Here is an 18,284-nt window from a genome sequence, read left to right as displayed (position 1 = left end):
GGGGAGGGCGGTGGTCACTCGGCCGCGATGCCGTGCAGCGGTGCGGGTTCGACTCCGGCGGGTCCAAGGTCCCAGAGGGCGTCGGTCAGTCCTTCGAGCCAGCCGGCGGCGCGGGCCGCGGCGTCCTGGGCGTAGAGGGCGCGCAGGGCGGCTCCGTCGAGCCCACGGGCGCGGGCGAGGAGATCGCGCCAGCCCTGGAGGTCGCCGGGCCAGATCGGGGCCTGCACGGCGGCGTCGAGGCGAACCAGAGCCTCGGCCTTGCGGGTCTGCTCGGCGAAGTAGCGCCATTCCGGCATCACGATCAGGCGGCCGCCGACCCGGGCGACCTCGTGGATCGTGTTGTCCCCCGCCGAGGCGATCACGATGTCGGCGGCGGCGAGATAATCGGTGACCGAGGACACCCAGCCAAGTTCGCGCAAATTGGCAAAATCGGTCTCGTGGCCCTCGCGGTGGGTCGGCCCGAGGGTGAGCCACAGGGCGTCGGGGGCGGCGCGGGCGGCGACCGTGAGCGGCGCGTAGGGCGTACCGCTGCCGCCGCCGCCGGTCACCGCCACGACGATCTCCCGGTCGGGATCGAGGCCGAGCTTGGCGCGCGCCTCCGCGCGCTCCGGCACCCGGTCGACGCTGGTGCACAGGCCACCGCTGTAGAAGGTCTTGGCGCGCAGATGCGCCGGGTAATCGTCCTGCTCCAGGCGCGCGTCGAAGGGGGCGAGCATCCCGACGCAGGCCTCGTATGCGCCGACATGGCCGATATCGGAGCGGTCGCCATGCATGCGGATCTGCACGGCGGGCACGCTGGCGATGCGGGATAGAAGCGCGATCTCCGCCGAGACGTCGACCACGAACAGCCCGACCTCGCGCGTGTCCAGATGGTCGAGGATGGACCGCATGGTCCGGCGCATCTCGGTCAGGCCCAGGGGGACGCAGTGCATCACCTGTGGGGTCGGCTCGGCGTAGAGGCGCGCGGTCGGCACCGCGGCGCCGATCATGTTCGGTAAAGCCACGATCTCGATGTCGCGCGGGAAGCCGTCGAACAGGCTCGGATCCGCAGTCAGGACCGAGACCGGCCGGTCGCGGGCGAATTCGGCCGCCACCGCCATCGTGCGGTTGGCGTGGCCGCGACCCTGGTGATGGACGAAGAACGCGATCGGCTTCTTCATGGCAGGGGTTCGGGCTCGATCTCAGGAGAACAAGGCGTCGGGCCGCAGGGCGGCGGCGATCTCGGGTTCGGTCGGCGGGCGGATCAGGCGGATCGCCGGGGCGTCCGCGTCCCAGTCGATCAGCCCGGCCGCGCGGAACTGGTCGAGCCAGTAGGTCATGCACCAGCGCCCGTGCCGCGCCCGGAACCGCGCCGCGTTGGCGAGGATCGACGCAAAATGCTGCAGCGGCGGCACGTGGACCGGATGGTGTTGGTGGTAGGCCCGCGCGCCCGCGACCCAGAAGGTCGGCAGGCCGGAGGCGGCGAGCCGGGCGGCGAGGTCCGTCTCCTCGCCGCCGTAGCCCACGAAGGCCTCGTCCATGCCGCCGACCGCCCGCCAGGAAGCGGCGGGCAGCGCGAAGGACAGGCCCCACAATTGGCCGGCATCGGGTTCCGGCCGCAAGCCGGTTTCGGGGAGGCCGGGCCGGGCCGGATGGGGACGCCCCAACCGGTCGAGCACCGGCGGATCGGGTTGGCCGACAACCGCCCCGGGCGGCAGGTAGAGGATCTCGCCGAGGAAGAGGCCGCGCGCCGTGGCGCCGGCCCGCGCATAGGCGGCCGTCAGCGTCGGCGAGGGAATGCAATCCACGTCCAGGAAGACGAGGAGTTCCGCGCGGGCCGCCTCGGCAGCCCGGTTGCGCGCGGCGGCGAGGGGCATCGGCTCGCCCGGCAGGTGGAGGTGCCGGACCGGGCAGCCCGGATCGGGCAGGTCCGGCGCGCGCTCCGGCTGCATCCAAGCGATGACCAGCTCGCGCGGGGGCAGGGTCTGACGGGCAAGCCCGCGCATCAGGTTGCGCAGGCGGTCGGCACGGCCGCGGACCAGGGTCAGGACGCTGGGAGCGGGCGCCGCCCCGGCATCCACTTCGTCGGACAGCGCTTCAGCCGACATCGGCCGGCATCCGTCGGAAGTGAGACACGCCCTCGATGATGCCCCGGGCATGGGTCCGGCGGGCCACGTAGGAGTGCTTCAGGGCGGCATGGCTCGCCAGATCGTCGGAGTAGTTCGCCACGATGATCGCCTGCACCCGGGCGCCCAGCATCTCGATGTCGTTGCCGGAATCGCCGGCCACGAACACGGCGCGCTCCGGCAGGTCGTAGAGGGCCCGGACGTGGTCGACGGCGGTCCCCTTCGAGGCCGCCTCCGGCAGGATGTCGAGGTACCGGCCGTGACTGTGGATCACGCGCGCGGCGATACCGGACTGTGCCAGATGCGCGCGGACGCGCCGTGCGGCCACCGGATCGCCGAAGTAGCTGAGCTTCAAGGCCCGCTGCTCCAAAGGACCCTGGGGACTCAGCCCGTCGAGCCCATCGAGGGCCGCCTGCACCGCGGGCCGATCCCAGCCGGGCTCGATCATCCGGCGCCACACCGCGTCCGCCGTGTAGGTCACGCCGTTGGCGTCGAGATGGTAGATCTCGGACCCGACCGAAGTGATCATCACCTGGGGTCGGGGGCTGTCCTGCTGCTCCAGCACCGCCATGGCACTGTGGAAGGACCGGCCGGTGGCGACGCCGAAGGCCAGCCCCGCCTGCCAGCTGCGCCACCGGCGGAAGATCTCCAGCCCCGCGTCGCAGCCGACCAGCGTGTTGTCGATATCGCAGACCAGCAGCTGCCGGGGCGCCTGGGCGGGCGGCTTCGGGGCCAGCAGCGCGCGCAGCAGGACGTGATAGCGGGCGGCGTGCCGGTCCCAGTCGTAGGCTGCGGCCGCCCGGGCGCCGCCAGCCACGCAGCGCGCGTAGAGGGCCGGATCGCCCAGGATCCGCAGGCAGGCCTCGGCGATCGCCCCGGGGGCTCGGGGATCGACCAAGAGCCCGTTGCCGCAGGTCTCGACGATGTCGTTGGGCCCGCCGCTATCGGTGGCGACCAGCGGCAGGCCGGCCGCCGAGGCCTCCAGCAGCGTCAGGCCGAAGGGCTCGTTGAGGGCCGGGTTGACGAACAGGCCGCCCCGGGACCGGGCATAGGCGTAGATGGCCGGAACGTCCTCCGGACGATGCGTCTTCGGGTAGGCGACCCGCCCGTAAAGGTCGTAGCGATCGATCAGGACCAGGAGGTCGCGCATCGTCGCGGCCATGTCGCCGTCGAGGGTATCGATGTCGTCGCGGGTTCCGGCGACGATGACGAGATTGGCGCGGGCCTGGAGCGCAGGGTTCTCGCCGTAGGCACGCACCAGCGCCGCGAGGTTCTTGCGCGCTACCGGCCGGGCAAGCGCCAGGATCGCCGGCCTGTCCGGATCGTCGAGGAAGCGGTCGATCGCCGCGTCCACCCGGGAATGGGTCTGGGCCGCGGCGAAGCGGGCGAGGTCGCTGCCCGGAGGCAGGACCCGAACGCGCCCGGGGTCGTAGGCCGCGTAGCCGGCGTACTGCACCTCCGCCTCGTCCCGCGAGGACGCGATGACGAGCTGGGCTAGCGCCAGGGCCTCTTCCTCGGCGGCGATCCGGCGCGCGAGATCGGGCCGGACGGGGACCGTGCCCAGCATCGTCGCCTTCACGCGGCCGAGGGAATGGGCCGTGAATACGAAGGGGATGCCGAGGCGGTCCTCCACCAGGGCCGCCACCGTCGCGGCGTCCGCGTAATGCGCGTGGATGAAATCCGGCGCCCGGTCCTGCGCGGCGATCCAGGTGATCAGGTTCTCCGCGAAGGACGCAACCTCGGCGTGCATCGCCTCCTTGGCGCGGTAGTCCGGGGACGCGCTCGCGAGCCGCACGAGCGTGACCTTGTCGCCGATCGGCTCTTCGGGCACGGCGTAGACGGCGCCGAGGGGGCCGCGAAACAGACGGGTCGCCACCGCGATGCGCGTGAGATCGCGATCCTGAACCGAGGCCGCGACGAGATCCAGCAGGTAGCGGATATGGCCGCCGGTGTCGGCGGTGAGACCGTAGACGACGCCGTCGCCACGCAGGCAGCCCTGCAGGGCGATATGCAGGATGAACATCAGGCGCGCGCTGCGGCTTCCGGACAGTCCACAGGCGTTAACCTATGTAAAGCGGCCGCTCCGACGCGGCCTAACATATGTAAAGAGGTCGCCGTGCTTCGCATTGCCCAGATCGCGCCAAACATTTTTCCCGTTCCCCCAGGCCATCATGGCGGCACCGAGCGGGTTGTGCACGATCTCAGCACGGCGCTGCGAAGCTTGGGTGTCGAACTAACATTGTTTGCTTCCTCGGACAGTGCGACAGACTTGCCTCGCATCGGCGATTACCCGAGTCTTGCGGCGTTGGAGCGGCAATATGGGCGCGTCGCACCGGGGGTGCCGGCCGCCCTGGACGCCCTGCAGTTGGAGGCCCTGCGCCGGCGGCTCGACGAGTTCGACATCGTCCATTGCCACGGCGAATTCGCGCATGCGGCTCTCCTGGGCCCGCGTCGCCGGCACAGCCTGACCACTATCCACTGGCGGGTGGACGAGCTCGACCGGGCTCTGTTCTTCGCCGGGTTCCCGGACCTGCCGGTGGCCGCGATCTCGGCCGCGCAGGCCGCCGGCATCCCGCCCGCAAACCGGGCCGGCATCGTGCATCACGGCATCGACCGGACCCGCTACGGCCTGCGCGCCGCGCCGGACGACCATGTCGCCTTCGTGGGCCGCATGACCGACCAGAAGCGGCCCGACGTGGCGATCCGCGTCGCCCGCGCCGCCGGCTTGCCGATCCGGCTCGGCGGCACGGTCGATGTTGGCAACCCGGACTATTTCGATGCCCAGGTGCGTCCGCTCCTCGGTGCCGACGCGACCTATCTCGGCCCCGTCGACGATGCCCAGAAAGGCGAGCTCCTGGGGGGCGCCCGGGCGCTCCTGTTCCCGATCGACTGGCCTGAGCCTTTCGGCCTCGTGATGATCGAGGCGATGGCCTGCGGAACCCCGGTGGTCGCCTGGGATCGCGGCTCGGTCCCCGAGATCGTCGAGGATGGTGTGACGGGCTTCATCGTCTCCACCGAGGTCGAGGCGGTTGCGGCGCTCGCCCGGATCGGCCAGCTCGACCGGGCCGGGATTCGGCGCCGGTTCGAGGAGCGCTTCACCGCCGAGCGCATGGCGCGGGACTACCTCTCCCTCTACCGTCGCCTGCTCGCCGCCTGATGCGCACCGCCCTCCTGGCCTGGGACTACCCGCCATCCCCGAGCGGGCTCTCGACCGCCGCCCGGGAGATCGCCGAAAGCCTGGTCGAAGCCGGAGCGGGCGTCACGGTCTTTACCCTCGACCGGACCGGACTTGAACGGATCCGCGGGGTCACCGTGTCGGGCCTTGCCCTGGCGCCCGCGTCCTCCCTGGCGAACCTGCGCGTCTGGGGCTGCGCGGGTCATCTCGCCGCCCCGCTCGCCTTCCGGCGCGCCGTGCTGGCGGCGCACGACGCGGCGCCCTTCGACCTCATCGAGGCGACGAACTGGTACGCGCCAGCCGCGCTGCTCGCCGGCCGCCGGGATCTGCCGCTGGTCACCCGCAGCTCGACGCCGGCCGCCTTCACACGCGCCCCGGCCGGCAGCCTGCGGAACGGGCTCGACGGGTGGGCGGCCGACGGCCTGGAGCGCCGCCAGGCTCGAGGGAGCGCCGGGCTTATCGCCAACACCGCGGCGCACGCGGCGGTGATCGCCCGGGCCTACGGGCTCGCCGGACGGCAGCCCGAAGCCGTGATCGGTCTCAGCCTTCCCCCCGAGGCTGCCGCCGCTGCGCGAAGCGCCGCCTATCCGGAGGCGGCGGACCCGGTCCGCCTGCTCTTCGTCGGGCGGGCCGAGGCGCGCAAGGGGTTCGACGCGCTTCTCGATGCAATCGCGATCCTCGGCGCCGAGCGGGCAGCAGGCGCGCTGCCATCCTTCCGGCTCGACCTCGTCGGCGTTCCGCCGGGTGACCTCCCGGTCGATCTGCCCGAGGCGGCGCGGCGGCACATCCAGGCCCGGGGCCGGATCGACGGCCGGGCGCTGTCGTCGGCGTATGCCGAGGCCCATGCGGTGCTCGCGCCCTCGCGCTACGAGAGCTTCGGCCTCGTCTACCAGGAGGCCCTCGCCTATGGCCGACCGGTCGTGGCCTGCGCCGAGGATGCGAGCGCCCGCGCCTTCGTCGGCGCACCCGGCGCCGGCCCCCTGGCCGCGGCCGTAACCGGACCGGCCCTCGCCGACGCCCTGCGTCCGCTCCTCACCGATCCGGCGCTGCGCCGCGCCTACCGCGCCCGCGCCCTGGCGGCGGCCGGGCGCTTCAGCCGGGCGAGCCTCGGGCGCGAGACCTTGGCGCTCTACGAACGAGCGATCGCGGGGGCGCGGCGCGGCTGATCGCGCGGCCGCCTCTCATCCGGTCGGCTCCGCCCCGTCAGCGGGCGTAGGGGCGCAGCAGGGCAACCTCCTCGTCCGGACGTCCGCGCCCGGGATCGAGCGCCTCGTAACGCCGCGACCGTGCCCGCACATGGGCCAAGCTCAGGCGGTGCTCGATGCAACCGTGCAGCGCGATGAGGCTTCCGGGCCAGCCGCCGTCGAGAACCGGGCGCTCGTGGACCCGACCGGCGTAGAGAAGGCGGGTCCGGTTCAACCGGTACTGAACATCCGGGAAGACGTCCGAGAGGACACCGTCGACCCGGGTCGCCCGGGCGAGGCCGATCGAGACGACGTCCTCCGCCTCGGCGAGGGCCGCCAGAGCGGGCAGCAACCGGCCGGTCTCCGGGCTGAGCGCCTCGTCGGCGTCGAGCTGCAGCATCCAGCCGTGGCGGGCGAGGCCCTGGAGGGCATTGCGCTGCGCGGCGAAATCCCCGTCCAGGGGCCGGGCTGCCACGCGCACCGCCCCCGCGGCGAAGCCCGCGACCGGGACCGGCTCCGCCGCCAGCCCCGGCCCGTCGACCAGGATCACGACGTCGTCCGTCCAGCCAGCCTGCATCGGCAGCGAGGCCAGGACTGCGTCCCGGTCCGCTGGACGGCAGATGAGGCCGAGGGAAACCGGGTGTCCGTCGGCGGCCGAGAGGGCGAACAGCTCGGCTTCTGCCGCCCGGGTGCCATGGGGGTGTCGGAGGTCCGCCCGGCCGGCGGCGTCGCGGGGACGGGCGCCGAGCCTCCACCGGGTCGCGGCGCTCCGCAGGGTGTAGAGGTCGAGACCGTAGGGCGCTTCCCGGTCGGGCGTGATGATTGGACCGGCGAGGCTTCGGGCCAGATGCGCGCGGCAGACTTCCGGATCCCCATCGTCAGCGAGCAGGACCCCGCAGGCGTTGCAGGCCAGCGGGAACGCGCGGCGCTCCCCGCCCGGATAGGACAGGGTCCGGTCGGTTGGCCCGATCATGGCGGCCGCGCAGACGAAACATCGGCGCATGATCCCGTCTCCCGCACCCGCGATCCGGCGGGAGCCCTGGATGCGTGGGGCGCGCGCCTTACCTTCACGGTTCCCGACACCCCTGCCGTACGTGCCCCCGGACGTCGACCCCCTCTCCGCCGGCGGCGCCGGCCTGCCCGCCGACGGGTCCCTCGCCATCGTCGGCAACGCGCCCGGGACCGGTGCGTGCGGAGCCGCGATCGATGCGGCGGACGGCGTGGTCCGCTTCAACAACGCGCCCAGCTTCGGCGGCGGCACCGGCCAGCGCGTCACGCATCTTGCCCTGGTCAATCGCGGCGGCCAGGCGCGGGAATGGCTGGCGGACGGGAACTTCCTGAAGCGCCCGGTGGTCCACGCCGCGCAGGCCTTCATCCTGCCCTTCCCGATGCTGCCGGCCGAGCACAATGTCCCCGAGCCGATCTGCTGGACCCGCGAGATGCTGGCGCTGCTGCAGCCTCTGGGCCGCCCCGTCATCCTCCTGCCCGAGACGCTGCACAGGCAGGCCCACACCCTGCTCGGCCCCCGCATGACGGAACGTCCGAACCCAAGCACGGGCTTCCTCGTGACGCTCGCGCTGCTCGGCCGTCCCGCGGGCGCTCGACCGGCACTGGTCTACGGCTTCGGGTTCGCCGGCTGGCCCGGGCATCCCTGGGCGGCCGAGCGTGCCTGGTTCGCCGAGGCCGAGGCGGCCGGACGCATCCGAGTGCATCCGCCATCCCCGATCGAGCGATAACGTCATGACCACCCTGATCACCGTCCTGAAGGGCGGCGGGCGCTACGACGCGACCTGGGTCGCCCGCCTCGCGGGCGGCATCCGCCGCCATGCCCCGGCTTTCGAGCGGGTTCTTTGCCTTACGGACCTGCCCGTGGCCGTTCCGGGCGTGGAGACGATCCCGCTCCGGCACGCTTGGCCCGCCTGGTGGGCGAAGATGGAGGCGTTCCGCCCCGGTCTGAGCACGGGACCGACGCTCCTCTGCGACCTCGATACGGTGCTGACCGGCCCGGCCGATGCCTTGGCGGAGCCCGGCCTCGCCGCGATGGAGGACTACTTCCACACGGGGCGTCTCTCCAGCGCGCTTCTGCGCTGGAGCGGGGACGAACTCGTCTCGCTTTACACGACGTTCGCCGCCCCCGGCCACTGGATGAGCCCGGATTCCTGCGGTCCGGTACCGAATGCGGTGCACGGCGATCAGGTCGTCATCGACCATCTGCTGCGCCGGAGCGGCCGGCAACCGGATTTCATCCAGCGAATCCATCCCGGCCTGCTCGACTTCTACGATCCCCGGCGCGACAGCCATGGCCCGGTCGTGCTCTTCATCGGTTCGGCGAAGCCGGACACGGCGACTGGGGCCGTCTATGCCGCGTGGACGGCGGTTGAGGGGGCGAAGGGACACGGCGCGTGATCTCGGCTTCCCGTCTCGCGCAAGGCGGGTCCGCTCCGACGAGGGTGGCGGTGTCGGCTTGGCGACCTCCGGCTCTGGCGACGTCGTGGCCGGCCTCGCCGTCGGCCTGCCAGCGCGCGGGCTGGCGCCGATGGAGGCGGCCTTGTCGGGCGTGTTCTTGCACGGGGAGGCTGGCAAGCGCCTCGCTGCATCCGTCGGACCAGTCGGCTTCCTCGCCGGCGAGCTGTCGGGCGAGGTGCCCGGATTGTTGCGCGCGGCGTCGGCCTGACGGCGGAGGCATGGCGCGATTCGTCGACTCGGACGTCGTGGGCATGCGCATCAAGGATGCGGCTTTCGCGCGGCGTAGTGATGCTCATCGGCACCTACTTGCGCCCGACAGATCCAGGTGTTGACGTGTGCATAGGTGTCTGACGCGTTCGCCTGAGCCGCGCTGAACGCCTGTCTATCCGCTCGCTACGCCTCGAGGCGAACGATCGGCTTGCGGTCAAGATCGGCCGCCGCAGAACGCCTGCATGCACGTCGCAGTGGGGTGGATTTTTGCCTGCCCGCTTCCGAGAGGCACAGGCATCAGATCGACATCACGAAAAAGCCCGGCCTTTCGGCCGGGCGAGTTAAAGTCCCTTTGCACGGGGACATCAAGACCAGGTGGCTTTGGAGAACAACCGGTCTCGATTGGAGAAACTAGAAGTCGCGCTGGACGCGGAAGCGGACCTGCGAGACCGAGTCCTGCGAGGCGGTGCGCGGGACGTAGGAGCCGTTGTTGATCTGGGTGACCAGGTTGTAGGCGCCCGGGCTCTTGTCGAGGTCGATCGCGCGGCCGTTCTTCAGGCCGATCTGCGTGTAGAAGCCCTCCACGCCGATATCGAGGTCCTTGACCGGCGACCAGATCAGGCTGGCACCCGCCACGAACTGGTAGGTGTCGCGCAGAGCCTGGCTGAGCTGGTAGAACCGGGTGCCCGGAACGCCGACGGCGTTCGTGCCGAAGCCGGGGGCGCCGGCGAGACCGCTCACGAGGCCGTAGATCGCGCCCTGAGCCGCACGCGCGCTCTGCGAGAAGCTCTGCTCGCCGTAGGAGCCGAAGACGGCCGAGCGCCATTCCGGCGTCCAGTAGTGCAGGTACGACGCGACGGCGGTGAAGCTCTGCGAGGTCTGCAGCTGACCGGTGAACGGGTTGATCGTCGCGTCCGAGAAGTACTGAGCGAACTTCTGGCCCTGGATGGTGGTCGTGCTCTGGATGTAGGAGCCGGTGTACTGGGAGTAGCCGGTGTAGAGCTGCGCGCCGTCGCCGTAGGCGCCCTGCAGGTAGAGGGCGTCGCCCGGGGCGATGAACGGGGTGTTGATCTTCAGGCCGCCCTGAACCGCCCAACCCTGGGTGTTCTTGGTGTGGGCCGGCACCAGGATGGGCCCGGCGCCGAGACCGCCGGCATTGCCAGCGCTCGACAGGTTGCCGACGTTCAGCTCGTGGGTGGCGGCCGAGAGCTGGGCGGAACCCCAGGCCTGGTCGAGCCGGACGGCGCCGACGAAGTCGGGCAGACGCGACTTCTCGATGCTGTCCACCAGCCCGTAGCGACCCGGACCGACGAAGATCGGCGTCGGCTGGACGGTCACGCCGAAGTTCGAGGCGCTGCCGGTGGAGACGGTCGGCGAGACGGCGAACGGCGAGAAGATCGGGGTGCGGCGGAAGACCGGATCTTCGATCGAGATCGTGGCCGACAGGCCGTTGCCGACCGTGGCCGTGTAGGCGAGCAGGTTGGTCGAGAACACGTCGGAGCCCGCGGTGGCGCCGGCGATCTCGAAGTCGTGGGCGTAGAAGTCGAAGAACGAGGAGGCGCGACCGGCGGTCAGGCCGGCGAACTGGATGAACGCCTTGTCGACGTTCATGTACTGCGAGTCGCGGCCGAACTGATCGGTACCGATGCCCGGGTAGGCCTGGCCGATACGCTGCTGGGTGCCGGACTGGCCGACGCCGGAATAGCCGGTGCGGGCGCCCGCATCGAGGCGGACGAAGGCGCGGAGCGTGCCGTAGGCGGTCTGGGTGCGGGCATCGAGGTTGATGCGCATCCGGCCCTGGTAGCCCGACGTATCGCCGATGTTGTTGCCGTACTGGCGCGAGTAGCTGGTCTGGTAGCCACCCTCGAACCGGGCGCGGCCCGAGATGCGCAGGCAGGTGTCGGTGCCGGGGATGTAGAAGAAGCCGGCGCCGTAGGCGGTGCAGACCCGGACGTACTCGATCGGAACCGCCTTCTTGACCGGCAGGTCGGCGGCGTGGGCACCTCCGACTGCGGCGAACGCAGCAGCCGAGCCCAACAGGGCGCTCTTCAAGAACCTCATCGATAACCCCAAAACTTCGAGACCAGCGGTACGGCAGCGCCCGATTGTTCGGATCTCGCCGCTTAGTTTTGGCTCGCGTCTGGTGGCGAGCTGTGGCGGCCTCAAGCTGAGTGGATCCGCTCGTGCCGGATCATGCCCCATTCTTTCCAATCAGCAATATGTTTTAATCCGGAGGCAATTGATGGATGAGGACCAGTATCAAATTTAACACATACCCATCCTGCAGCGCATACGTTCGGATGCACGGTTTGCATTATAGGCTGAACTGCCTAGAAATTGCGCACAGCCGGAGCCTTCGGAGCCGCATTGTTTCCGCAAGAAACATTTCTGATCAGAAACATTATTCCTATACCCGCAGATGTCTTGATCGCACGAATGGCGCTCCTGCCCGAGTTGGCTCTGGACGGCTGGACACGTCGCAGCAGAGCCTCGGTTTCCAGATGCAGGATCGAGTTATGGTTTTCACCGAGGATGTGTGAAAACGCAGAAGCGGCAGAAGGATCTTCCCAAGGATAACCTGAGCAGCGCCCAAATAGAGGCACAGACTGCACCAAGACCTCCACGCAGCGGGGCCGAATGTCTACCGCGCGGAGAATTAGTCTACATTTTTTCGCATGCGCTTTCGTTTTCACACCGGCTCCACCCCGAGCTGAAGATGCCGGATGGCCGATGGTTGTCCGTTTATGGGAAGCGCCCATTGCACCCCGAACGATCTGCGAAAGCAGCTCTGCCCCGGTGGCTTCGCGGAATTCCGCCCAGCGCGAGGCTTGCTCCGGGACACCCTCCCTCGTCGCCCTCCTATCGGCAGCCGCGATCAAGACGCTTCGATTCGGAACGCTACTCGTCATGCGTCTCTCACGAAGACAGCTAATGCCGCCTATCGCCGATAATGTTCCTATCGAACACAGTCTATCCTTCATTCGGGGGAGGACAAATGGAGCCTTAGCGGTAACGTAGCCCCATCGTCACGGCAGCGTTTACGCGTTCTCTCGCCGCGCTGCGCACAACACCCCGGATCGGCGGAGAGCCGTGCCGGGCCGGAGGGGCATGTGGAGACAGAGCGGCGCTATTTTCTCGGTGGTCTCGCGTTCGGTGTCGGCACCCTTGTGTCCGGCCGAGCGCTCGGAGCCGACGGAGACGGTCGGGCAGCCGGCAAGGACGCCTCGTCCTCTGCGAGCTTCGTCCGGACGATCCCGCGCAAGACTGGCGCAGCCCAGGTCTTTACCGGGCACCTCGACGGGGGGACCATCAAGGCGACGTCGGGGGGTTGGGCCCGGGATCTGACCGCTCGTCAGCTGCCGATCGCAACCGGCATCGCGGGCGCACACCTGTTCCTCAACCCGGGCGGTGTGCGCGAGATGCACTGGCACTCCTCGGCAGAGTGGGCCTACATCATCGCCGGTCAGTGCCAAGCGACGATCATCGATCCCGACGGCGGCCTCGAGGTCGTCAATTTCGGTCCCGGTGACACGTGGTCGTTTCCCGCGGGTCATGCCCACGCGATCCAGACGCTCGGCGAGACGCCATGCCACGCGATCCTGGCTTTCGATGATGGTCTCTACGGGGATCATGGCACCTTCGGACTCAGTGACTGGCTCAGCCGCCTCGACCCCACGACCCTGCAGGCCGCGTTCAACCTCCCGGATACGGTCAGCCGCAACTTGCCGGAAGGTGAGGTCTACATCGCGCAAGGGCCCGTCATCCCGCTGGACGGGGCCGTCGCGCGCGACGAGCGTCGCCTGAACGCCTCGGCCTCCCACCGGTTCGCCCTTGCCCAGGCTCAGCCCGTGATCGCGTGCGCTGCCGGGACGCTGCGCGTTGCGCCCGCCAAGACCTTCCCGATGTCGACCACCATGACGGGCTTCAGCGAGACCCTGCTCCCGGGCGCCGTGCACGCGCCGCACTGGCATCCCGGAGCGAACGAGTGGCACTTCCTGCTCGAAGGCCGCACGCGTGTGACGGTGTTCGAGCCCGAGAAGCGGCTCGCGACCGCGGAGTTGATGCCGGGCGATTGTGCCTACTTCCCGAAGGCCGCCGCGCACATGATCGAAAATATCGGGACCGCGCCCTGCACGTTCGTGGGCGTGCACGACAGCTCCGCACACCAAGAGTGTTCGCTCTCGCAGTGGCTGGCGCTAGCCCCTCGGCAGGTCATCGCGGCAAATCTCGGCTTGCGCGAGGACGAGCTGGCGGGACTACCGAAGGAGCCGATCGCCTTCGCGCGATCCGCCTGACCATGGCGCCGTCGCATCGCGCGGTTGCGGTCGGGGCCCTGCTCCTCTGCGGAACGGCAATCCGATCCGTCGCGGCGATCGGAACAGATCAGCCGCGGACCGCGGGAGACTTACAATCGGCGGATGCGCCGCTGACCGGGAACCGTGTCGACCTCGATCTGGCCGGCGACTGGGGGACGGTCGGCATCGATCCACGCATCGTGATCTCGGTGGAGCCTGTTGAGGGCGGGGCAGACGAGGCGTGCCGCGTCGTGTGGCGCGACGGACAAGCCCTCATCTTGGGAAGCGTGATCCAGACGAGGGCGCGGCTCGGTTTGGAGCCGGCGCGCTGAACCGGGTACGGGCGGCCGCCGAACTTGTCAGTCGCGTTCGCCGTACTCGATGAATCTCCGCACATTCGCTTCGATGCCCGCCACGCCGCAAAAGCGGACCGGCGGCTTTCGGCCAGACGTCGTCACGCCTCGCTGGTAAATCGAGCACAACCGAGATTCGGCGTCGCAGCCCTTCCCCCTCATTCAACGCACTTCAAACACATTTCCGAAGCGGCCGTCGCGGAAGTTGTGTCTCAAGGTCGGAAGCGGCGACGCCCCGGGACCTTCGACGTCGCGTCCCGAGATAGCTTCCTGTTCTCCGAAAATGGCCCAACCGGGTATCCAGCGTCGACCTGTGCGGCCGGGACAGCATAGGTACTCCGCCACCGCCGGCGTTCTCAAGGCCTCAATCACAGTACCGCCACGCAAGGTTCATCTGTCAATGCGACCGACATATCGGTTAGATAATTGTCAAACAACATTCTAATCGAGAACGACGGTAATAATTTTTCCTCGGCACGCGGAATTTTGAAGATACAATCCGTATGTCTCATACAGTTCGATCAGAATTCATATACTTTCCTCAATAAAAAGACAGACAGTGAGGCGACATCCAGTCATACGGAGCGAAGGAAGCGACTGATATCGACAAGCTTGATTGGTCTCTGCTGAATTGCACGCCGTCGATTTCAGACCGGCTTGGAAGAGTGTCTCTGAACGACTCGTTTGCTCGTGTGCGCCGCCGCTCTCTTCCTCACCGCAGCTAGCCCGTCGCCGGGACGTCAGCCCGCGCGGGCGTCGCCGCCGCTGAGAGCAGGGGGGATCCCGGCGAGCGATGCTCCCGGTGCCCAGGATGCCAGCGCCCTGCCGCGTTACGCCGGAGCGATCCTCCTCGACAGCAAGATAAACGCCTTCGACGCGATCGCACTGCCCAACGCGTCGCCGGAGCGACGCATCGACCAGTTGGACGCGCACAACAACGCGCTCGTCCTGCCGCCCGCATCTGCGCGGGGTGGAGGGCCGGCTGACGCGCATGAGCTCGCTCATGCCCGAGGGCCGCTCCGTCCTGGAGGCAATGCGCGGCTATCAGCAGACCGTCAAGGAGACAGGCGGCGGCATTCTATTCGAGTGGAACCGCGACGAGTGTGGCTCAGCGGTGACCTCTGCACGGTCCGGCGGGAGCAAGACCGGAATCGCGCATTTGCTCTATCCCTACGACATGATCTCGGGGCCCTGGACCGAGTGTGTGCTGCAGGAGGACCGCGCCGGCCAGCGCTACACGCTGCTCGATCCCCCGAATGGAACGGGCGAGGCAGAGCCCCGAGCCGCCCGAGTCGGGCCTGCAGCACCGCCTCGCGCTGCACGACACGGCCCGGATCGCCCGCCAACATTGGGGCCCTGCGCGCCTGACCGACCGCCTCGAGCGTCGCCCTTTCATGCGCGGCGTCGCTCCGCACGGTCTCGACGAGGTTTGGAACGAGATCGTGCCGCTGCTTCAGCTGCGCGTCGATATCGCCCAAGGCCGGGGCGACGCGCTGGCGAAGACTGACGAGGCTTAAGCCGACGCTGCGGAGGAGGGGGCCGCCGTCGCGGGGGGGCTCTGCGCTCGTTTCGCGAGCGCCCGGTTGGGGTCCCCCGTGAACGGCCCGGTGCAGGTCATGTGCGGCGTGATCATGGCCGCGCTGGGCGTCGCTTTACTTTCGATGGGCGCGCTGATGAGCGGCTGGTTCTGGGATCAGCCGACCGTCTTCCGCCTCGGGTCGGCAGCGGTCGCCGCGCTCTTGATGGTCTGGCTCGGCAAAGCCGGGCATCATGCACCAGCGGGCGGGGCGTGAGCGCTGACGGGGTGACCAACGCCATATGCCCGGCGCGTCGAGGCTGGCCGCCGGGCAGGCAGCCAGCGTAGATAGGATCCGGTGCGGCCCCGGCAGGGTGCATCCCCGCCGGGCCTTTCAGCCGGCCGGCAGGCGCCGACGAGGTGGGGAGCGTGACGCCCGATCAGACAGCGCTGGTCCTCGCGACCGCCGATGCCGCCTTCGTCGGTGGGCACTTCGCCACGCGCTTCTACGATCGCCTATTCGCCAGCGCGCCGGACCTGCGGATCCTCTTCGGGACCGATCTCACGGCGCTCAAGCTTAAGTTCATGAACACGCTCGCCAGCCTCGTGGGCAGCGTCCAGCACCCCGTCATCTTCGGCTCCATCCTGATGCATCTCGGCCGCCAGCACCGCCGCTTTGGCGTCCTGCCGGCGTATTACGGGCCTGTCGGCGAAGCGCTGCTGGCGACGCTCCAGGACATCCTGGGCGAGCGTTGGACGCCGGCGGTGGCCGCGGCCTGGACGGCGCTCTACGCCGAGATGACGGAGCGGATGCAGGAGGGCGCGCGCGGGGAGTAAGCGCCGCCCGACCAAAGCTCGTGCGCGTCCTTGAGATGTCGCGCGCCCCGGTGCAACAATTGAAGCAATACATATGCAAAGCCAGCCTTTTACACCGTCACCGCCAACGACGGGCGCAGATGTCCGCGGCGCGGGAGGGCGATAGGCAGTCCTCCTCCGCCGCAGATGCGGTCCCGGCGTCTCAAGTCTGCGGATACGGAGATCACCACCATGGCTCTGCGCTCGACGCCCGTCCGAATCGCCGCCCCGATCCTCCTCGCCGCCTGCTGGGTCGCGCCGGCGCTTGCGGAGCCCGAGGGGGGCGTCCGGCCGAAGATGCTCGTCTATGGCAATTATTGCGGGCTCGGAAACAATGCCCCGCTGCCGCCGATCGACCTCCTCGACGCGGCCTGCGCTCGTCATGACGACTGCACTCCCGACAACGACCTGCCGACGAAAGCGTGCAACCTGCGGCTGAAGCGTGAAGCGACTGCTATCGCCAGCGACCCGCGACAGCCGGGCGACGTGCGCATAATGGCCGGCTTCGTCGCCTCATTCGCTTCGAACAACGCCTCGAAGGTCCTGCCGGACCTGGCATCCGTAGTCGTACCGGCCGCCACGCTGCGTGCCCCCAAAACCTACGCAACGCTGCGATGAACTTCCGACGTCCGCTCAACGCGAGACGACGTGTTCCGACTAGAATCAAGGGCGATGCTGCTGAAATAGCGAAGCCCCACGCCTGCATGCTTTCGAATGCTGACGCGCTGACGCTCATGGGCGCCGATTCGCGAGATGTTCAAGTTAGAATGGCAGGAAATCGCTATGTCCAGGATATGCTGTGTCGCACTCGCCTCGGTTTTGTTGCTGGGCCGGGCCAGTGCCGCACCCGGTTCGGACAGCCTGACCTTCGTGGGCGACCCTCTCGTCGCCAAGTCCGACTCACTCGGCGCTCAGGGCGGCCTCATCGAGTTCGTCCAACCCCATGAGTCGGCTGGGGGCTGGACCCGTCTTGTCGGCTATCGCGCTTTCCTCGACAGCCGGCAGAGCGCAGCCGACGCCGCCGATGCGCTGGCCCGCCAAGCGCGCCAGCGCTATCCAGCCGCGGCAGTGACGACATACGGCCGGCGGACCGAGTCGATCGTCGAGTTCAGTCTCGTCACGCCTGACGGAACGATCGAGTATAATGTGTTCCGCTACGCCGTCGGGCCGAGTGGGCGCGGCCTCGTATCCCTGCAATACGCCCGGCGCCTGCGTGGCAGCGACACCGACACGATGACCGTACAGGCTCCTCGTTGGGCGGCAGAGATCGCGCGCTTCGACATGAACCGCGTGCGCGCCGCTTTCACGCAACCGCGGTGACGATCGACCCAGTGCGCCATGGTTCGCTGCGCGAAGGCGGACGACGTTCCCGCCCGGGGACCACGTCTTCGCGAGCGGGACGGACAACGCGTGGGGTCGGGGTGGGCGGCGATTCCTGCTCGATGCGCCGGAGCTGGCTGGGTCGTGCGACCTGCAGGGGGATGGCTGACGTGGCCGACGATCTTGGCTGGGAACGGACGCGCCCCCGGTCTCGGGCGGGGCATGACCGGGACGCCGCCCCCTCACGGGCGGAAGATCGCGCTGCAACAGGGATGGCGCACCGGTGTTCGAAAAGATGGCTGCTTTGCACGGCCCTGCCGTTATGCGGCCTGATCATCGCGCCCTGCCTCGCGGGAGATGCGTCGGATGCGACACTTGATGAGGCTGCGGCGATCGTGAAGCGTCGACGCCTCCTCCACACTGCGGAACTGTCCTGCTCGACCTTCGTGTACAAGGGTTTCAGGAAGGAAGTACACGCCGTGGCGGTCCGAGAGAAGCATGATGACAGGTGCGGCGGTAACCCTGGCGTCGCGCCCATCCGGTTCCACATGCAGATCGACCGGCGGCGCAGGCGGGTGCTGTGGGACAACAATGCCGATGTCGAGATGAGGCCTATCCCATAGGTGCCGTGGCTCCCGCCCGGTGGATGCCATCTTCGAGCCGCCATCCGCAGCAAGTCCCTTAACTTCGTCCGGCACTGACATCGGCGTCCACTTGCTGGCGGCCACTCGATCACCCAAGAAGGCGATGAGTTGCGTGCATCGCCTATCGTCGCCGATGCCGTTTCGCTCGTGAGACAGCATAG

At 69.0% G+C, this 18,284-nt stretch carries 17 protein-coding genes and 1 pseudogene; 11 read left to right on the top strand and 7 right to left on the bottom strand.

All coding sequences use genetic code 11. From position 1 onward, the window contains the following. Window positions 1-14 precede the first annotated feature (14 nt). From JOE48_RS06470 to JOE48_RS06460, 3 genes are read right to left on the bottom strand one after another with little or no spacing between them, the layout of a single operon-like run. The gene (locus JOE48_RS06470) at window positions 15-1,160 is read right to left on the bottom strand and encodes a glycosyltransferase (RefSeq protein WP_210028745.1); all 1,146 of its coding nucleotides are present in this window, start codon (window positions 1,158-1,160) and stop codon (window positions 15-17) included. A 21-nt stretch (window positions 1,161-1,181) separates the two neighbouring features. After that, complete coding sequence (locus JOE48_RS06465) at window positions 1,182-2,087, bottom strand: glycosyltransferase family 2 protein (RefSeq protein ID WP_210028744.1); 906 nt, start codon at window positions 2,085-2,087, stop codon at window positions 1,182-1,184. After that, a complete protein-coding gene (locus JOE48_RS06460) occupies window positions 2,077-4,128 on the bottom strand; it encodes an HAD-IIB family hydrolase (protein ID WP_210028743.1) in 2,052 nt (683 codons plus the stop codon). The genes JOE48_RS06465 and JOE48_RS06460 overlap by 11 nt, the downstream gene beginning before the upstream one ends. A gap of 93 nt (window positions 4,129-4,221) precedes the next feature. On the opposite strand from JOE48_RS06460, the gene JOE48_RS06455 reads away from it, so the two are divergent. Together JOE48_RS06455 and JOE48_RS06450 are read left to right on the top strand one after the other, a co-directional pair. Continuing rightward, on the top strand, window positions 4,222-5,262 hold the full coding sequence (locus tag JOE48_RS06455) for a glycosyltransferase family 4 protein (RefSeq protein WP_210028742.1): 1,041 nt from the start codon (window positions 4,222-4,224) through the stop codon (window positions 5,260-5,262). Next, window positions 5,262-6,446: a glycosyltransferase family 4 protein gene (locus JOE48_RS06450; protein WP_210028741.1), complete on the top strand. Its 1,185-nt coding sequence runs from the start codon at window positions 5,262-5,264 to the stop codon at window positions 6,444-6,446. The genes JOE48_RS06455 and JOE48_RS06450 overlap by 1 nt, the downstream gene beginning before the upstream one ends. 37 nt (window positions 6,447-6,483) lie before the next feature. Here JOE48_RS06450 and JOE48_RS06445 read toward each other — a convergent pair whose 3' ends face one another. Further along, window positions 6,484-7,467 carry a hypothetical protein gene (locus JOE48_RS06445; RefSeq protein WP_210028740.1) on the bottom strand — a complete coding sequence of 328 codons (984 nt, stop codon included), beginning with the start codon at window positions 7,465-7,467 and terminating at the stop codon, window positions 6,484-6,486. 91 nt (window positions 7,468-7,558) lie between these two features. Between JOE48_RS06445 and JOE48_RS06440 the strand changes: the two genes are divergently transcribed. From JOE48_RS06440 to JOE48_RS30155, 3 genes and pseudogenes are all read left to right on the top strand, one after another. Beyond that, on the top strand, window positions 7,559-8,200 hold the full coding sequence (locus tag JOE48_RS06440; protein WP_210028739.1) for a hypothetical protein: 642 nt from the start codon (window positions 7,559-7,561) through the stop codon (window positions 8,198-8,200). Window positions 8,201-8,204: 4 nt separating this feature from the next. Then, window positions 8,205-8,870, top strand: coding sequence for a hypothetical protein (locus tag JOE48_RS06435; RefSeq protein WP_210028736.1), 666 nt, complete (start codon window positions 8,205-8,207; stop codon window positions 8,868-8,870). 43 nt (window positions 8,871-8,913) lie between these two features. Continuing rightward, window positions 8,914-9,138, top strand: a pseudogene (locus JOE48_RS30155) (NAD(P)H-hydrate dehydratase); the annotation flags it as partial. Window positions 9,139-9,551: 413 nt separating this feature from the next. Here JOE48_RS30155 and JOE48_RS06425 read toward each other — a convergent pair. After that, window positions 9,552-11,201 (bottom strand): porin, encoded by a 1,650-nt coding sequence (locus JOE48_RS06425; protein ID WP_210028732.1) that lies wholly within the window; start codon window positions 11,199-11,201, stop codon window positions 9,552-9,554. 1,049 nt (window positions 11,202-12,250) lie between these two features. Here JOE48_RS06425 and JOE48_RS06420 point away from each other — a divergent pair. Beyond that, window positions 12,251-13,435, top strand: coding sequence for a cupin domain-containing protein (locus tag JOE48_RS06420; RefSeq protein WP_210028731.1), 1,185 nt, complete (start codon window positions 12,251-12,253; stop codon window positions 13,433-13,435). Between the two features lie 2 nt (window positions 13,436-13,437). Continuing rightward, on the top strand, window positions 13,438-13,767 hold the full coding sequence (locus tag JOE48_RS06415) for a hypothetical protein (RefSeq protein WP_210028730.1): 330 nt from the start codon (window positions 13,438-13,440) through the stop codon (window positions 13,765-13,767). A 1,076-nt stretch (window positions 13,768-14,843) separates the two neighbouring features. Here the strand turns inward: JOE48_RS06415 and JOE48_RS31180 are convergent. Next, the gene (locus JOE48_RS31180) at window positions 14,844-15,266 is read right to left on the bottom strand and encodes a LemA family protein (RefSeq protein WP_409518565.1); all 423 of its coding nucleotides are present in this window, start codon (window positions 15,264-15,266) and stop codon (window positions 14,844-14,846) included. 117 nt (window positions 15,267-15,383) lie between these two features. Between JOE48_RS31180 and JOE48_RS06405 the strand changes: the two genes are divergently transcribed. From JOE48_RS06405 to JOE48_RS06390, 4 genes are all read left to right on the top strand, one after another. After that, the gene (locus tag JOE48_RS06405; RefSeq protein ID WP_210028729.1) at window positions 15,384-15,581 is read left to right on the top strand and encodes a hypothetical protein; all 198 of its coding nucleotides are present in this window, start codon (window positions 15,384-15,386) and stop codon (window positions 15,579-15,581) included. Window positions 15,582-15,733: 152 nt separating this feature from the next. Further along, a complete protein-coding gene (locus JOE48_RS06400) occupies window positions 15,734-16,141 on the top strand; it encodes a globin domain-containing protein (RefSeq protein ID WP_210028728.1) in 408 nt (135 codons plus the stop codon). Window positions 16,142-16,351: 210 nt separating this feature from the next. Then, complete coding sequence (locus tag JOE48_RS06395; RefSeq protein ID WP_245252734.1) at window positions 16,352-16,777, top strand: hypothetical protein; 426 nt, start codon at window positions 16,352-16,354, stop codon at window positions 16,775-16,777. Between the two features lie 135 nt (window positions 16,778-16,912). Further along, a complete protein-coding gene (locus JOE48_RS06390) occupies window positions 16,913-17,479 on the top strand; it encodes a hypothetical protein (RefSeq protein WP_210028727.1) in 567 nt (188 codons plus the stop codon). 320 nt (window positions 17,480-17,799) lie between these two features. Here JOE48_RS06390 and JOE48_RS06385 read toward each other — a convergent pair whose 3' ends face one another. Continuing rightward, window positions 17,800-18,282, bottom strand: coding sequence for a hypothetical protein (locus tag JOE48_RS06385; protein ID WP_210028725.1), 483 nt, complete (start codon window positions 18,280-18,282; stop codon window positions 17,800-17,802). Between the last annotated feature and the right edge of the window lie 2 nt (window positions 18,283-18,284).

This window comes from Methylobacterium sp. PvR107 (assembly GCF_017833295.1).
Classification (GTDB): Bacteria; Pseudomonadota; Alphaproteobacteria; order Rhizobiales; family Beijerinckiaceae; genus Methylobacterium.
This window is presented reverse-complemented; position numbering and strand designations above follow the sequence as displayed.

Excerpts from the sequence above, each read along its gene's own strand:
- JOE48_RS06390 (WP_210028727.1), top strand. The coding sequence starts at position 16,913 with ATGTTCAAGTTAGAATGGCAGGAAATCGCTATGTCCAGGATATGCTGT.
- JOE48_RS06465 (WP_210028744.1), bottom strand. The coding sequence starts at position 2,087 with ATGTCGGCTGAAGCGCTGTCCGACGAAGTGGATGCCGGGGCGGCGCCC.
- JOE48_RS06395 (WP_245252734.1), top strand. The coding sequence starts at position 16,352 with ATGGCTCTGCGCTCGACGCCCGTCCGAATCGCCGCCCCGATCCTCCTC.
- JOE48_RS06445 (WP_210028740.1), bottom strand. The coding sequence starts at position 7,467 with ATGCGCCGATGTTTCGTCTGCGCGGCCGCCATGATCGGGCCAACCGAC.
- JOE48_RS06435 (WP_210028736.1), top strand. The coding sequence starts at position 8,205 with ATGACCACCCTGATCACCGTCCTGAAGGGCGGCGGGCGCTACGACGCG.
- JOE48_RS06415 (WP_210028730.1), top strand. The coding sequence starts at position 13,438 with ATGGCGCCGTCGCATCGCGCGGTTGCGGTCGGGGCCCTGCTCCTCTGC.
- JOE48_RS06425 (WP_210028732.1), bottom strand. The coding sequence starts at position 11,201 with ATGAGGTTCTTGAAGAGCGCCCTGTTGGGCTCGGCTGCTGCGTTCGCC.
- JOE48_RS06460 (WP_210028743.1), bottom strand. The coding sequence starts at position 4,128 with ATGTTCATCCTGCATATCGCCCTGCAGGGCTGCCTGCGTGGCGACGGC.
- JOE48_RS06450 (WP_210028741.1), top strand. The coding sequence starts at position 5,262 with ATGCGCACCGCCCTCCTGGCCTGGGACTACCCGCCATCCCCGAGCGGG.
- JOE48_RS06385 (WP_210028725.1), bottom strand. The coding sequence starts at position 18,282 with ATGCTGTCTCACGAGCGAAACGGCATCGGCGACGATAGGCGATGCACG.
- JOE48_RS06470 (WP_210028745.1), bottom strand. The coding sequence starts at position 1,160 with ATGAAGAAGCCGATCGCGTTCTTCGTCCATCACCAGGGTCGCGGCCAC.